The sequence below is a fragment of the Nonlabens spongiae genome (genome assembly GCF_002117125.1).
In the GTDB taxonomy this organism is placed as follows: Bacteria; Bacteroidota; Bacteroidia; order Flavobacteriales; family Flavobacteriaceae; genus Nonlabens; species Nonlabens spongiae.
On sequence record NZ_CP019344.1, the window covers coordinates 3365198 to 3379276 of the forward strand.

A 14079-nucleotide genomic window follows, 5' to 3' on the forward strand; every position below is an offset into this window, starting at 1 on the left:
TGAATTTCACTTATTATTAAGACTAATCTTTTGATTACTCCAACCTCTAACTTGAACCTATTTAATTATACTAATTCAAATGAAAGAACAAGTCTATCAGAAGGAGGTCAACCGCAATATTCCAAGGCTGATAACTGATTGTATTAAAGATCTGAATAGTTCCCGATTCTTGGCATACCAGCTTGCTAAAAGAGACATCTCTGCGCAATACCGACAGAGTTATCTTGGACTAGTGTGGGCATTTTTAACCCCTATAGCCACCGCGGCTATATGGATCTTATTGAATAACACTGGTACTGTGAATGTAACTGATACTGGTATACCCTATCCAGCTTTTGCGTTCATTGGTACTCTACTCTGGTCTATTATCGTTGATTCTATAAATGCACCCCTCCAAAACACCAATAGTTCAAGATCTATTTTAACAAAAATAAATTTCCCAAAAGAAGGCATAATTTTATCGGGAGTTTTTAAACTGTGGTTCAATACGCTGGTTAAAATAGTCATTATGGTTGCGTTTATATTAATTTTTGAAATAGATTTAGGCTTGGGATTATTGTTATTCCCAGTAGCAATTCTGGCAGGGACGATTATTGGTACAACAATAGGATTGTTCATAACCCCTATAGGAATGTTGTATAAAGATGTAGGTCGATTGATAACATTTGGACTGCGATTCTTGATGTTTGCTACTCCAGTTGTTTATGCAGTGCCGCAACAAAGTGGTTTATTAAAAACCATAATGGAATTGAATCCGCTTACTCCTATTATTTCTACTGGTAGGAATTTAGCCGTCGGATTGCCGCTTGATTATTTATTATATTTTATAATTCTTTTGATTGTTAGTATTCCATTGTTTTTAATTGGTTTGATATTTTACCGTATTTCCATTCCGATTTTTGTAGAACGACTAAGTTCTTAATTATGATTAAGGTTAAAAGTCATATGAGTGTAATTGAAAAAAACAATCCTACTGATGAAGATGTTCTCGTAGAAGTCTCAGGCTTATCCAAAAAATTCTGTAAGGATTTAAAGACGAGTTTGTGGTACGGAATAATGGATTTATTCGCAGGGTATTCTGGTAATAAGAAGAATCGTGAATTAAGGTCCAAGGAATTTTGGGCGGTTAAAGATATCAATTTTACACTTAGACGAGGGGAATGTATAGGCCTGATAGGTCATAATGGAGCTGGTAAATCAACGCTTCTCAAAATTCTCAACGGCCTTATCAATCCTGATGAGGGTAGGGTCATTATGAGAGGTAAAGTAAGTGCTCTTATAGAACTTGGAGCAGGTTTCAATCCTATCTTAACAGGTCGTGAGAATATTTATAATAATGGAGCTGTGCTAGGCTTTTCAAGAAGTGAAATTGAGCGAAAGCTCCAAAAAATTATCGAATTCTCAGAGTTGGAGGAATTTTTAGATATGCCTGTTCAGAATTATTCGAGCGGCATGAAGGTACGACTAGGCTTTGCTGTTGCTGCTCAGATGGAGCCTGATGTATTAATAATTGATGAGGTGCTGGCTGTAGGGGATCTAGGTTTCAAATTAAAATGCTTTAAAATTATAGATGAGATTTTGCCTAAAACTGCAATCATATTTGTTTCACACAGTATGCCTCACATCTCAAGAATTTGCAATCAAATTATTTTACTAGATAGAGGAAAGACAAAGTTTCAAGGTGAGGATACCGCTAAAGCGATTGATTTATATTATGCGAAATTTTCTGAGAATGATTCTAATGTTATTTTTGACGATGGCTCTACTGAAATTAAGAAACTACAAATCTTAGACAAACCTATTTTAGATAATTTGCCTCAGGTAAATTGGGGTGATAATATCGATATTTCTTTATATGTCAATACGAAATTTAAAACGCTCCCTAAAGCTTACATAACGATATTTGATAAAGAACAGCGACCGGTGGCAGCTCTTGTTCAATCTGAAAATATAATTGAGATTAATAGTAATGAACTTATATTTAAGTTCCACATTGAGAAAATACAGCTTTCTAAGGGGCTTTATAATATTAATGTGGCTTTTTTCAACCCTTTAAATAATGCTCCTATTATTAGAGTTAATTCCGTTTTAGCTTTTCAAGTACTATATTTTCAAGACACGTGGCCCCCTATGCTTCTTGACGCCGAAATGGCTTTTGAAGAAGTGTGAAGCTGAATTTTAAGCCTAAATTATTATAAATTAAATATTTTAGATGTTTTTAAAATTTAAACAAAAATTTTTTAAGAGACGGGTTTTTAAAAATGCATCAGCTAAAAATTTCTATTTCATTGTCAGTACTGGCAGGACTGGTACTAACTTTATGGAAGCTTTTATAAATAAAGCTTCTCACGACGTATTTTGTGTTCATGAACCTCATCCTGATTTGTTCAACTTATCGATAGAAAAATATCGAGAAAAAAAATCTTCTAATTATATTTATGAGAAACTTCAAGAATCTCGTTACGAGGTCTTACACAGTTTTTTGAACAGTAGGAAATCGATTTATATCGAGAGCAATCCATTCGCAGCTTTCTTGGTTGATAATCTTAAAGAAACGTTTAAAAATGCTAAATTTATTTTTATCTATCGAGATATAGATACCTACTTGCTTTCAGCTTTAAATAAATCTCCGCTAGGAAACAATGTTAATAACTTTTATGCTAAAGATGATGGCCGCAAGAGACTTTCGCCTATTGATTTTGATAATAATGAACTTGCTAAGGTGTGGTCGGATTTATCTCGTGCACAAAAGATCACATGGTATTGGACTAAATGTAATACATATTTAAGGAATTATGCCAAAGATAATTCAGGTCATGTTTTAGAGTTAAAGTTTGAAGATTTATTTTCCCTCGAAAATAAAAAGAAACACACTTCTTTTTCTAAGCTTTTTTCATATCTCAATATTGAATTAGAATCTAAACATTTGAATGAGTTACTAAAGAATTCTTTTGATAAAAGGAATAGCACTGAAGAAAAGTTTTATAAATCGTTGACTGAATTAAGTCAGCACGAAACGGAATGGATACAGTCTCAATCCGCTAATCTGAGCAGAGAGCTTCATGACAAGGTCTCTCTAAATGACCTAGGATGAAAATTGGAATTATAGGAGGAGGATTAATCGGTTTAGCGCTTGGAAGATTAATTTCAGCTAAGGGTGTGAAAGTAATTGTTTTTGATAAGGATAATATTGCAAGCCATCAATCCGGAAACAATAGTGGTGTGCTGCATTGCGGCTTGCATTATAAACCTGGATCACTCAAGGCAAGATTAGCTGTACAGGGTATAAGAGAGATGACCAACTACTGTATAAAAAATTCTATTACCCACGAATCTTGTGGAAAAATTGTGGTTGCGAATTCTCAACAAGAGATTGATAGGCTCAAAACATTAGCCGGCAGGGGAAAATTAAATGGGTTAAAAGGGCTAAAGTATTTAAATCAAAAAGAACTCAAAGAGCGAGAGCCGCATGTATGCGCAGCTGCTGCATTACTAGTTCCCGAGGAAGGTATTGTTGACTTCAAACAAGTTGCCACTAGTTTGAAAAAAGATATTCAAAATCAAGATGGATTTGTCAAAGAAAACTGCAAGGTAGTCTCATCTAAAATTAATCCTCAGGGAAAAACAATGCTAACTACCGCTTGTGGTGAATATGAGTTTGATTTAATATTCAATTGTGCAGGCTTGTACTCTGATAAGATATTTGCCGATTTCTCTTCAACAAAACCAGACTTGAAGGTTGTACCTTTTAGAGGCGAATACTGGAGTTTAAAGCCTGAATTCTCACATCTCGTAAAACACTTGATCTACCCTACACCTAATCCTGCATTCCCTTTCTTGGGAGTTCACTTCACTAGAATGACTTCAGGGGTCAGAGAAGTAGGTCCCAACGCGGTTCTAGCGCTTAAGCGAGAGGGTTACACGAATAAAGATTTCAATTTAAGTGAAGCTCTAGAAAGTGTAACCTATCCTGGTTTTATTAAATTTTTGACAAAAAACTTCAGATTCAGTTTGGAGGAGTTCATTAGTTCGCTCACTATTGAGGGATTTGTGAAAAAATCTAAAAAACTCATTCCAGATATCGACGCTAGTATGCTGGATCAAAAAACTGCTGGAGTGAGGGCTCAGTCAATGTCACGTTCAGGAAAGTTACATATGGATTTTGAAGTTAAGAGGTTCAACAATCAGGTTCATGTGCTGAATGCCCCATCACCAGGAGCGACCGCTTCATTAGCAATTGCAAGGTATATTGTTGAAGAGTATACTACACTGTGAATATGCATGAACCGTCCATTGTAGAAGACTATATAGTAACCCGTTGTGCTAGTAGTTCCATGCATGCCTGATCCTATTTATTGGTCTGTTGTTTTCCCTATTGAACATCTGCAGCATGGCAACTGCGGCCAGTTTGCTTGAGACCCTTGTCAGGAAGCCCTTGAAGCTCTTTGCCAGGTTGATCTTGATGGAGAACTGGGAGCATAACTGTGAAAACCTTGTCTCTATAAACTTACGGTTCTTTCTCCTCTCGGGCGAGAATGCGCTTTTGACCAGCTGGTTTTTCCTGGGTGGGGTGAGAAGTTCTATACCGTAGCTTGTGAACAGATCTGCCTGGAGCTCCCTGGATATATAGCCTCGATCGCCGATGATCTGCCTCTCCTCGCTACCGTCGTACTGCCTTTCCTTCAGGAACTTTATGTCGTGTACGTTTGCTGGGGTCACTGCCATGTCATGGAAGATGCCCTGCGTACTCATGAGCAGGTGGAGCTTGTATCCAATGTAGTAGAGGCGGTCAACCGCCGAGTAGCCCTTTCTCGGAGCCGTGCCCAGATCTTCCATACAGATCTTCATGCGGTGCTCCCTGGCGTTGTGCACGATGGGACAGGGCATCGAGTCCACCAGAAGGGCAGATCTGCCATCATCCATACGGTCGCCCAAGAGTCCCGCGGACTCCTTGAAGCGTGGCTCGAGCGAGCGCCTGCGCCGGTTGAACCTGGTGCGGTCGACCAGCATGGGAAAGTCCTCGCGAAAGTGCTTCTTTATCTCGGCAAACAATAGGTTCTCGCTGGGGATCGAGGCCGCCTCTCCGGTAATGGCGAGTGCCATGACCTCCAGGTCATTCATTTTCGTGTTGACCGGTCGCTTGATGAAGTTTCCGTCCACCGTGACGGTTTGGTAGAGATCAATGAGGTAGGAAAGGTGTTTTTTGTACATTGCAGGTAGATCGTGCATGGTATCAGAATTACAGATTAGGAACCATTAATATACTGAATATCAACAAAATGCACGGTCTTTTTTTAATCTGTTTTTTAATTTTAACTAGCACAACGGGTTATATAGTATTATATCTTAATGACTGGTCAGCGATAACTTCAAAATCCAAAGCATTGCGTGTTGATAACGATACACATATATTTGCGAGCAACGTATTCTAAAGAGGGATAGTGTTTTTTTGCATTGACTTAGTGTTGGAATAAGTTGTATAATCTAGAAAAATTAAAATTGTAGTGAACATACTTAATCTAATAGGACGAAACAAAAAACTGTTTGAGAAGGATGTACAGGCCTACTCAGACAAGATCAAAAGTCTTGTTGAAAGTTCAAAATTCCTTGTTCTAGGTGGAGCAGGTTCGATAGGTCAGGCAGTTACTAAAGAGATATTTAAACGCAACCCTCTGAAGCTTCATGTGGTGGATATTTCTGAAAATAATCTTGTTGAATTGGTTAGGGACTTAAGGAGTTCCCATGGATATATTGATGGTGATTTCAGGACATTTGCTATAGATATAGGTTCTTTGGAGTATCATGTATACTTTGAGAATGAGGGTGATTTTGACTATGTTCTGAATTTATCGGCTTTGAAACATGTGCGCAGTGAGAAAGATCCTTATACTTTGATGCGCATGATTGAAACTAACATCTTCAATACTGAGAAAACAATTGATCAAGCGGTAAGCCTTGGTGCCCAAAAATATTTTTGCGTTTCCACTGACAAGGCCGCAAATCCCGTGAATCTAATGGGCGCATCTAAACGCATCATGGAAATGTTTTTGATGCAGAGGAGCCAGCAAATCCAGATTTCCACAGCTCGATTTGCAAATGTAGCATTCTCTGATGGTTCATTGCTGCACGGGTTTAATCAGCGTATCGCTAAAAAACAACCTATAGTAGCGCCACGAGACGTTAAAAGATATTTTGTAACTTCACAGGAGTCTGGAGAATTGTGTCTCATGTCTTGCCTATTTGGAGAAAATGGAGACATCTATTTTCCTAAACTCAGTGAAAACCTGCATTTGATCTCATTTGCTGAAATCGCAAAGAAATATTTAATAGTGATGGGTTATGCACCTTTTGAATGCAGTTCTGAAGATGAGGCGCGGGAACTCATTGGAACGCTTCCGGAACAAGGAAAGTGGCCGTGCCTATTTACGCTCAGCGACACCACGGGAGAGAAAGATTTTGAAGAATTTTATACTGATGCTGAGGTGCTGGACCTTAATACCTATTCAGATCTCGGAGTAATTAAGAATAATCTTGATGTTGAGAAAGAAAAGCTAGAAAAGTTCAAAAATAGAATTGAACATTTCAAAGAAAAGAAGTCATGGACAAAAAAAGACCTTATAGAACTATTTAACCAAATGTTGCCTGAACTTGATCATCAAGAGAAAGGGAAATTTTTAGACTCAAAAATGTAATGAATGAGGTAGTAAGATTTATAAGGGAGGTACACAAACAGAAAGATGGATTTATCCCCTTACATGCTCCTGTTTTTGAAGGTAATGAGAAACAGTACCTTCTGGATTGCATAGATTCTACTTTTGTCTCTTCGGTAGGAGAATATGTCACAAGATTTGAGGAGCAATTAGCACTCTATACATCGGTTAAAAAAGCAGTTTCTGTGGTGAATGGTACAGCTGCTTTGCAAGTAGGAATGAGAATAGTAGGCGTCGAAAAAAGTACCGAAGTTATAACGCAAGCATTAACTTTTATAGCGACAGCAAATGCCATATCTTATTTAGGAGCAGAGCCTATATTTCTAGACGTAGATGTAGATACCATGGGATTATCCCCTAAGGCTGTTGGAAGTTTTTTGGAAGAACATGCAGAATTAAGAGAAGAAGCTTGCTACAATAAAACAACGGGAAAAAGAATCAGCGCTTGTGTTCCTATGCATACTTTTGGTTTTCCGGTACACCTTGATGAATTGTTTAAGATATGTGCTAAATGGAATATACCCATTGTAGAAGATGCTGCTGAGTCATTAGGTAGTTTTTATAAGGGACAGCATACGGGTTCATATGGTAAGGTAGGTGCCTTTTCATTTAATGGGAATAAAATTGTGACCAGTGGTGGGGGCGGTGCTTTAGTGAGCAACGATGAAGCTTTAATGGTTCGTGCCAAACACCTAACTACCACAGCAAAAGTACCGCACTCGTGGGAATATGTGCACGATGAAGTAGGCTATAACTATAGAATGCCAAACCTTAATGCGGCACTAGCTTGCGCGCAATTAGAACGCTTAGATGCTTATCTGGCAAATAAGCGCAAACTGGCCCGAGAATACCAAGCATTTTTTGCCGAGCAGTCTATAAAATTTAGAACAGAAACGCCCAATACCAAAGCCAATTATTGGCTAATGTGTGTAGAACTAGAAGATAAAGCCGAACGTGATGCCTTTTTAAAAACAACCAATGATGCCGGCGTAATGACGCGCCCCATTTGGCAATTGATGCATCGCTTGCCCATGTTTGCAAACTGCATGACTGACGGTCTTAAAAACTCAGAGTTTTTTGAAGATAGAATTGTTAATGTACCAAGTAGTTTTAGAGTTTGATCGAGAAAAACCCCATATTGTTAGTTGGTGGTGGGGGCATTGTGCCTCTGTTATTGATGTAATTGAATCACAAGGGGCATACCAGATTATTGGTATTGTTGACAAAGAGGAATTTAAAGGTCAACAGCTTTTAGGATATAATTACATAGGAGAAGATAAAGACTTACCTGATTTAATATCAAAGTTTAAAAATGTTGTTATCACCTTAGGTATGATCAAGAGCAACACCTTAAGGGTGAAATTATTTAATTTAACTAAAAGTTTAGGAGCAAATTTTCCTGTAATAAAATCCCCCAGCGCCCATGTTTCAAGGTATTCAAAAATTTCACCAGGAACTGTGGTGATGCATCATGCTATAGTTAACTCACATAGCAAAATTGGCGAGAATTGTATAATCAATACAAAAGCATTGATAGAACATGATTGTATAATTGGGAATCACTGTCATATGTCTACCGCCGCAACCGTAAATGGCTCTTGCACTATTGGGGATAACGTAATGATAGGAAGTAATTCTGTTTTGTTAAATGGTGTCAAGGTTATAAGTAACACGATAATAGGTGCCGGCGGTGTAGTGGTTAAAAATGTTGATGTGGCTGGAACATTAGTTGGTAACCCAGCTAAAACTCTATAAAAATGCAAGGTAATATATCAAAAATTTCCATTGACTCAAATGCTTCTTTACTGGAGGCAATTAAACAGATGGATGTCTTGGATGGCAAGTTGCTCATGGTTACTGACAATGAGAACGACTATGTTTCCATCATTAGTATAGGCGATATTCAGCGGTACCTTATCACGCATCAAAATATTGAGGCTAAAGTTACTGATGCATTACGTCAAAACGTACGTGTCGCTTCAATCGACGATTCACCCGAACAGATCAAGAATATCATGCTCGAATTTAGAACGGAGTTTATGCCTGTGCTGGATGAAAAAGGTGATTTAGACCGTGTTATTTTCTGGAAAGACATTTTTGAAGAAAAGCAAACCTTTAATAAGGAAAAAATCAATGTACCTGTAGTTATTATGGCGGGAGGCAAAGGGACACGTTTGAAGCCTATAACAAATATCATCCCTAAACCATTGGTACCTGTTGGTGAAAGACCAATAGTTCAAATAATTATGGATCAGTTTTCTGAAATGGGCACAGAAAATTTTTATATGTCTGTCAACTATAAAGCAGATATGATCCAACAATATTTTGATAAAATAGAGAAACCCTACGCTGTTAATTATTTTGAGGAGGACAAGCCTTTGGGAACTGCTGGAAGCTTATCTCTGATAAAAAATCAAATTACGGAAACCTTTTTTGTAAGTAATTGTGATATTTTAATTGATCAAGATTATGAAGAAGTGTACAAATGGCATAAGAAGAACAAAAACGAGATCACGTCAATAGCGGCTATCAAGAATTATCATATACCCTACGGAACTCTTGAAATAGGTAGAGATGGATTGCTGGAAAATATGAAGGAAAAGCCTGACCTGACTTTTTTTGTGAACGCTGGAGTTTATATAGTAGAGCCACATTTATTGCATGATATTCCCAATAATGAATTTTATCACATCACTTATCTTATGGAAAAAGTCAAGCAGCGTGGTGGTAGAGTGGGTGTGTTTCCTGTAAGTGAAGGAAGCTGGATGGATATTGGTAACTGGGTTGAATACAATAAAACTCAAGAAATGTTTAAAAAGCGCTTTTCATGAGAATTCTCTATGTAGGACACTGCAATGACCTATATATTGGGTATTTGAATAGAATAGTCAAGAGTAATATTCGTGAAGCCATAACAGGTGTTGTAGATTTAAACTATTCTGGACCTAAGGAGGAGCTGTACGCGAGAAAAAAGAATTATGATTACTCTTTTTCGCTCAAGCGAAAACATAAAAAGTCAATTTCATCTCCATCTATAAAGGGGTTACTACAATTGCCGAATCGATTTCTAGTCTCAAACATTTTAAGAGCTCGGTTCAAAGCCATTGTGAAAGAAATAGAGAAGCGTCAAAATCAGCAAGTGATTAGCGCTAGTTATTCTAATATAATTAGAGAATTCAGGCCAACTCACATTCATGTGCACTACCTAGATAAGAACCGTTTGAAATGGGTCGATTTTGCTCCAGAGGACTGTAAGATAATATTATCGTTTTGGGGCTCTGACTTGATGACCGTTCCTCGTGGTGTGGGAGAGTATAACGTGCAATATCATGCTTTGAGAAAGGCAAATGTTATAACAACTCAAACACTAGACTTAAGAACTATACTGCTGAGTAAATATGGTCAGGATCTACAGCCAAGAATTCAGACGCAAACGTTTGACCCATTATTAAACAATAGAGAGATTATATCTCAATTGTCAACTGGGGAAAGTCGCAAAAAGTTCAAGCTAAAATATAATATTGATCCAGAGAAACGCTGTATTCAAGTAGGCTACAGCGCTGCTGCTGGTCAAAATCACATAGCCATTCTTGAGCAAATCAATCAACTACCCGCGGTTCATAAAAATACTATAGCTATTTTAATTCCCTTAAGCTATAATAACACGAATGACTATGTATCACTATTGTTGAAAAGAATAGCTACTTATGACTTTCAGATCATTCCTGTTTTAGAATTTCTTCCAGTCGAAGATATGCTTCAAATTGTTTCTGGATGCGATATTTTTATCTCAATGCGTCAAAATGATGCTCTCAATGCCGCTATGTTGGAATCACTCTATGCTGAAAACCTAGTTATTACCGGAGCATGGTTGCCTTATGGTATTTATAGACGTAACTCGATAGGATTTACAGCAGTTGACCGATATGAGGATTTGAAAGGTGAATTGTTGAAAATATTATCTAATTTCGCGAAAGCGAAAAATGTTACAATAAAAAACAGGCAAAAGCTAGCAAAGCTGTTTGATTCAGAGCAAATTGCGAGCAACTGGTTAAATGTCTATACTTGAAAAAAATGAAAGAAATAACTGTTGCTATAATAGGCTGTGGCCGAATTGCCCAGCGCCACGCTCAACACATTAATAATACAGAAGGGCTAAATCTAGTAGCTGTTTGCGATATTGACGAAAATAAAGCAAAAGAACTAGGAGCGGAATATTCAGTACCTCACATAAAAAACGCCGGTGATTTATTCAAAATCGAGGATATTGATGTCGTAGCGATTTGCACGCCTAATGGACATCACGCTGAGCATTCAATAAGTGCTTTAAAGGCAGGTAAACATGTTCTTTGTGAGAAACCTATGGCTATTTCAGTCCACGATTGTGGCGAAATGATCAAAACAGCTGAAAAGTATAACAAGCGCCTATTTGTTATCAAACAAAATAGGTTTAACCCACCTGTTGCGGCAGTCAAGAAGGCTATTGAAGAAATAAACTAGGTAAAAAGGGTTCCACCATCTAATTCTTTAGTACCCTTCCAGCTATTATGATAGTAATTTTCATTACGGTTCCAGAAACAAGATAACTGGACGCTATTGATTTTACCTAGTTTATTTTCTTCAATAGCCTTCTTGACTGCCGCAACAGGTGGGTTAAACCTATTTTGTTTGATAACAAATAGGCGCTTGTTATACTTTTCAGCTGTTTTGATCATTTCGCCACAATCGTGGACTGAAATAGCCATAGGTTTCTCACAAAGAACATGTTTACCTGCCTTTAAAGCACTTATTGAATGCTCAGCGTGATGTCCATTAGGCGTGCAAATCGCTACGACATCAATATCCTCGATTTTGAATAAATCACCGGCGTTTTTTATGTGAGGTACTGAATATTCCGCTCCTAGTTCTTTTGCTTTATTTTCGTCAATATCGCAAACAGCTACTAGATTTAGCCCTTCTGTATTATTAATGTGTTGAGCGTGGCGCTGGGCAATTCGGCCACAGCCTATTATAGCAACAGTTATTTCTTTCATTTTTTTCAAGTATAGACATTTAACCAGTTGCTCGCAATTTGCTCTGAATCAAACAGCTTTGCTAGCTTTTGCCTGTTTTTTATTGTAACATTTTTCGCTTTCGCGAAATTAGATAATATTTTCAACAATTCACCTTTCAAATCCTCATATCGGTCAACTGCTGTAAATCCTATCGAGTTACGTCTATAAATACCATAAGGCAACCATGCTCCGGTAATAACTAGGTTTTCAGCATAGAGTGATTCCAACATAGCGGCATTGAGAGCATCATTTTGACGCATTGAGATAAAAATATCGCATCCAGAAACAATTTGAAGCATATCTTCGACTGGAAGAAATTCTAAAACAGGAATGATCTGAAAGTCATAAGTAGCTATTCTTTTCAACAATAGTGATACATAGTCATTCGTGTTATTATAGCTTAAGGGAATTAAAATAGCTATAGTATTTTTATGAACCGCGGGTAGTTGATTGATTTGCTCAAGAATGGCTATGTGATTTTGACCAGCAGCAGCGCTGTAGCCTACTTGAATACAGCGTTTCTCTGGATCAATATTATATTTTAGCTTGAACTTTTTGCGACTTTCCCCAGTTGACAATTGAGATATAATCTCTCTATTGTTTAATAATGGGTCAAACGTTTGCGTCTGAATTCTTGGCTGTAGATCCTGACCATATTTACTCAGCAGTATAGTTCTTAAGTCTAGTGTTTGAGTTGTTATAACATTTGCCTTTCTCAAAGCATGATATTGCACGTTATACTCTCCCACACCACGAGGAACGGTCATCAAGTCAGAGCCCCAAAACGATAATATTATCTTACAGTCCTCTGGAGCAAAATCGACCCATTTCAAACGGTTCTTATCTAGGTAGTGCACATGAATGTGAGTTGGCCTGAATTCTCTAATTATATTAGAATAACTAGCGCTAATCACTTGCTGATTTTGACGCTTCTCTATTTCTTTCACAATGGCTTTGAACCGAGCTCTTAAAATGTTTGAGACTAGAAATCGATTCGGCAATTGTAGTAACCCCTTTATAGATGGAGATGAAATTGACTTTTTATGTTTTCGCTTGAGCGAAAAAGAGTAATCATAATTCTTTTTTCTCGCGTACAGCTCCTCCTTAGGTCCAGAATAGTTTAAATCTACAACACCTGTTATGGCTTCACGAATATTACTCTTGACTATTCTATTCAAATACCCAATATATAGGTCATTGCAGTGTCCTACATAGAGAATTCTCATGAAAAGCGCTTTTTAAACATTTCTTGAGTTTTATTGTATTCAACCCAGTTACCAATATCCATCCAGCTTCCTTCACTTACAGGAAACACACCCACTCTACCACCACGCTGCTTGACTTTTTCCATAAGATAAGTGATGTGATAAAATTCATTATTGGGAATATCATGCAATAAATGTGGCTCTACTATATAAACTCCAGCGTTCACAAAAAAAGTCAGGTCAGGCTTTTCCTTCATATTTTCCAGCAATCCATCTCTACCTATTTCAAGAGTTCCGTAGGGTATATGATAATTCTTGATAGCCGCTATTGACGTGATCTCGTTTTTGTTCTTCTTATGCCATTTGTACACTTCTTCATAATCTTGATCAATTAAAATATCACAATTACTTACAAAAAAGGTTTCCGTAATTTGATTTTTTATCAGAGATAAGCTTCCAGCAGTTCCCAAAGGCTTGTCCTCCTCAAAATAATTAACAGCGTAGGGTTTCTCTATTTTATCAAAATATTGTTGGATCATATCTGCTTTATAGTTGACAGACATATAAAAATTTTCTGTGCCCATTTCAGAAAACTGATCCATAATTATTTGAACTATTGGTCTTTCACCAACAGGTACCAATGGTTTAGGGATGATATTTGTTATAGGCTTCAAACGTGTCCCTTTGCCTCCCGCCATAATAACTACAGGTACATTGATTTTTTCCTTATTAAAGGTTTGCTTTTCTTCAAAAATGTCTTTCCAGAAAATAACACGGTCTAAATCACCTTTTTCATCCAGCACAGGCATAAACTCCGTTCTAAATTCGAGCATGATATTCTTGATCTGTTCGGGTGAATCGTCGATTGAAGCGACACGTACGTTTTGACGTAATGCATCAGTAACTTTAGCCTCAATATTTTGATGCGTGATAAGGTACCGCTGAATATCGCCTATACTAATGATGGAAACATAGTCGTTCTCATTGTCAGTAACCATGAGCAACTTGCCATCCAAGACATCCATCTGTTTAATTGCCTCCAGTAAAGAAGCATTTGAGTCAATGGAAATTTTTGATATATTACCTTGCATTTTTATAGAGTTTTAGCTG

The 14079-nt window shown here is 37.4% G+C and carries 14 protein-coding genes; 10 read left to right on the top strand and 4 right to left on the bottom strand.

The annotated features are described in order from the left end of the window. Nucleotides 1–79: 79 nt before the first annotated feature. Genes BST97_RS15490 through lhgO form a run of 4 tightly spaced genes read left to right on the top strand, consistent with a single transcriptional unit; the run spans nucleotide 80 to nucleotide 4275 of the window. Nucleotides 80–922: an ABC transporter permease gene (locus BST97_RS15490; RefSeq protein WP_085768088.1), complete on the top strand. Its 843-nt coding sequence runs from the start codon at nucleotides 80–82 to the stop codon at nucleotides 920–922. 2 nt (nucleotides 923–924) lie between these two features. Continuing rightward, nucleotides 925–2169: an ABC transporter ATP-binding protein gene (locus tag BST97_RS15495; protein WP_245833608.1), complete on the top strand. Its 1245-nt coding sequence runs from the start codon at nucleotides 925–927 to the stop codon at nucleotides 2167–2169. Nucleotides 2170–2212: 43 nt separating this feature from the next. Beyond that, entirely contained in the window at nucleotides 2213–3094 is an 882-nt protein-coding gene (locus BST97_RS15500; RefSeq protein ID WP_085765315.1) for a sulfotransferase, read from the top strand. Then, a complete protein-coding gene (lhgO, locus tag BST97_RS15505) occupies nucleotides 3091–4275 on the top strand; it encodes an L-2-hydroxyglutarate oxidase (RefSeq protein ID WP_085765316.1) in 1185 nt (394 codons plus the stop codon). The genes BST97_RS15500 and lhgO overlap by 4 nt, the downstream gene beginning before the upstream one ends. A 48-nt stretch (nucleotides 4276–4323) precedes the next feature. On the opposite strand, the gene BST97_RS15510 is transcribed toward lhgO, so the two are convergent. Beyond that, nucleotides 4324–5229 (bottom strand): IS982 family transposase, encoded by a 906-nt coding sequence (locus tag BST97_RS15510; protein ID WP_085765317.1) that lies wholly within the window; start codon nucleotides 5227–5229, stop codon nucleotides 4324–4326. 275 nt (nucleotides 5230–5504) lie between these two features. Between BST97_RS15510 and BST97_RS15515 the strand changes: the two genes are divergently transcribed. From BST97_RS15515 to BST97_RS15540, 6 genes are read left to right on the top strand one after another with little or no spacing between them, the layout of a single operon-like run. Further along, nucleotides 5505–6692 (top strand): UDP-N-acetylglucosamine 4,6-dehydratase, encoded by a 1188-nt coding sequence (locus BST97_RS15515; protein WP_085765318.1) that lies wholly within the window; start codon nucleotides 5505–5507, stop codon nucleotides 6690–6692. Next, entirely contained in the window at nucleotides 6692–7831 is a 1140-nt protein-coding gene (locus BST97_RS15520) for a LegC family aminotransferase (RefSeq protein WP_085765319.1), read from the top strand. The genes BST97_RS15515 and BST97_RS15520 overlap by 1 nt, the downstream gene beginning before the upstream one ends. Beyond that, the gene (locus BST97_RS15525) at nucleotides 7788–8465 is read left to right on the top strand and encodes an acetyltransferase (protein ID WP_211277441.1); all 678 of its coding nucleotides are present in this window, start codon (nucleotides 7788–7790) and stop codon (nucleotides 8463–8465) included. Before BST97_RS15520 ends, BST97_RS15525 begins: the two co-directional genes overlap by 44 nt. 2 nt (nucleotides 8466–8467) lie before the next feature. Continuing rightward, nucleotides 8468–9541: a nucleotidyltransferase family protein gene (locus BST97_RS15530; RefSeq protein WP_085765320.1), complete on the top strand. Its 1074-nt coding sequence runs from the start codon at nucleotides 8468–8470 to the stop codon at nucleotides 9539–9541. After that, a complete protein-coding gene (locus tag BST97_RS15535; RefSeq protein WP_085765321.1) occupies nucleotides 9538–10779 on the top strand; it encodes a glycosyltransferase in 1242 nt (413 codons plus the stop codon). The genes BST97_RS15530 and BST97_RS15535 overlap by 4 nt, the downstream gene beginning before the upstream one ends. Nucleotides 10780–10784: 5 nt before the next feature. Further along, the gene (locus BST97_RS15540) at nucleotides 10785–11210 is read left to right on the top strand and encodes a Gfo/Idh/MocA family protein (RefSeq protein ID WP_085768287.1); all 426 of its coding nucleotides are present in this window, start codon (nucleotides 10785–10787) and stop codon (nucleotides 11208–11210) included. Here BST97_RS15540 and BST97_RS15545 read toward each other — a convergent pair. From BST97_RS15545 to BST97_RS15555, 3 genes are read right to left on the bottom strand one after another with little or no spacing between them, the layout of a single operon-like run. Next, a complete protein-coding gene (locus BST97_RS15545) occupies nucleotides 11207–11743 on the bottom strand; it encodes a Gfo/Idh/MocA family protein (RefSeq protein ID WP_085768286.1) in 537 nt (178 codons plus the stop codon). The two genes, BST97_RS15540 and BST97_RS15545, sit on opposite strands and share 4 nt — an antisense overlap. A 5-nt stretch (nucleotides 11744–11748) precedes the next feature. Further along, on the bottom strand, nucleotides 11749–12990 hold the full coding sequence (locus BST97_RS15550) for a glycosyltransferase (RefSeq protein WP_085765321.1): 1242 nt from the start codon (nucleotides 12988–12990) through the stop codon (nucleotides 11749–11751). Continuing rightward, nucleotides 12987–14060, bottom strand: a complete 1074-nt coding sequence (locus BST97_RS15555) for a nucleotidyltransferase family protein (RefSeq protein ID WP_085765320.1) — start codon at nucleotides 14058–14060, stop codon at nucleotides 12987–12989. The genes BST97_RS15550 and BST97_RS15555 overlap by 4 nt, the downstream gene beginning before the upstream one ends. Nucleotides 14061–14079 lie beyond the last annotated feature (19 nt).

Coding starts and splice junctions, on each gene's coding strand:
- BST97_RS15490 (WP_085768088.1), top strand. CDS start 80: ATGAAAGAACAAGTCTATCAGAAGGAGGTCAACCGCAATATTCCAAGG.
- BST97_RS15495 (WP_245833608.1), top strand. CDS start 925: ATGATTAAGGTTAAAAGTCATATGAGTGTAATTGAAAAAAACAATCCT.
- BST97_RS15500 (WP_085765315.1), top strand. CDS start 2,213: ATGTTTTTAAAATTTAAACAAAAATTTTTTAAGAGACGGGTTTTTAAA.
- lhgO (WP_085765316.1), top strand. CDS start 3,091: ATGAAAATTGGAATTATAGGAGGAGGATTAATCGGTTTAGCGCTTGGA.
- BST97_RS15510 (WP_085765317.1), bottom strand. CDS start 5,229: ATGCACGATCTACCTGCAATGTACAAAAAACACCTTTCCTACCTCATT.
- BST97_RS15520 (WP_085765319.1), top strand. CDS start 6,692: ATGAATGAGGTAGTAAGATTTATAAGGGAGGTACACAAACAGAAAGAT.
- BST97_RS15530 (WP_085765320.1), top strand. CDS start 8,468: ATGCAAGGTAATATATCAAAAATTTCCATTGACTCAAATGCTTCTTTA.
- BST97_RS15535 (WP_085765321.1), top strand. CDS start 9,538: ATGAGAATTCTCTATGTAGGACACTGCAATGACCTATATATTGGGTAT.
- BST97_RS15540 (WP_085768287.1), top strand. CDS start 10,785: ATGAAAGAAATAACTGTTGCTATAATAGGCTGTGGCCGAATTGCCCAG.
- BST97_RS15545 (WP_085768286.1), bottom strand. CDS start 11,743: ATGAAAGAAATAACTGTTGCTATAATAGGCTGTGGCCGAATTGCCCAG.
- BST97_RS15550 (WP_085765321.1), bottom strand. CDS start 12,990: ATGAGAATTCTCTATGTAGGACACTGCAATGACCTATATATTGGGTAT.
- BST97_RS15555 (WP_085765320.1), bottom strand. CDS start 14,060: ATGCAAGGTAATATATCAAAAATTTCCATTGACTCAAATGCTTCTTTA.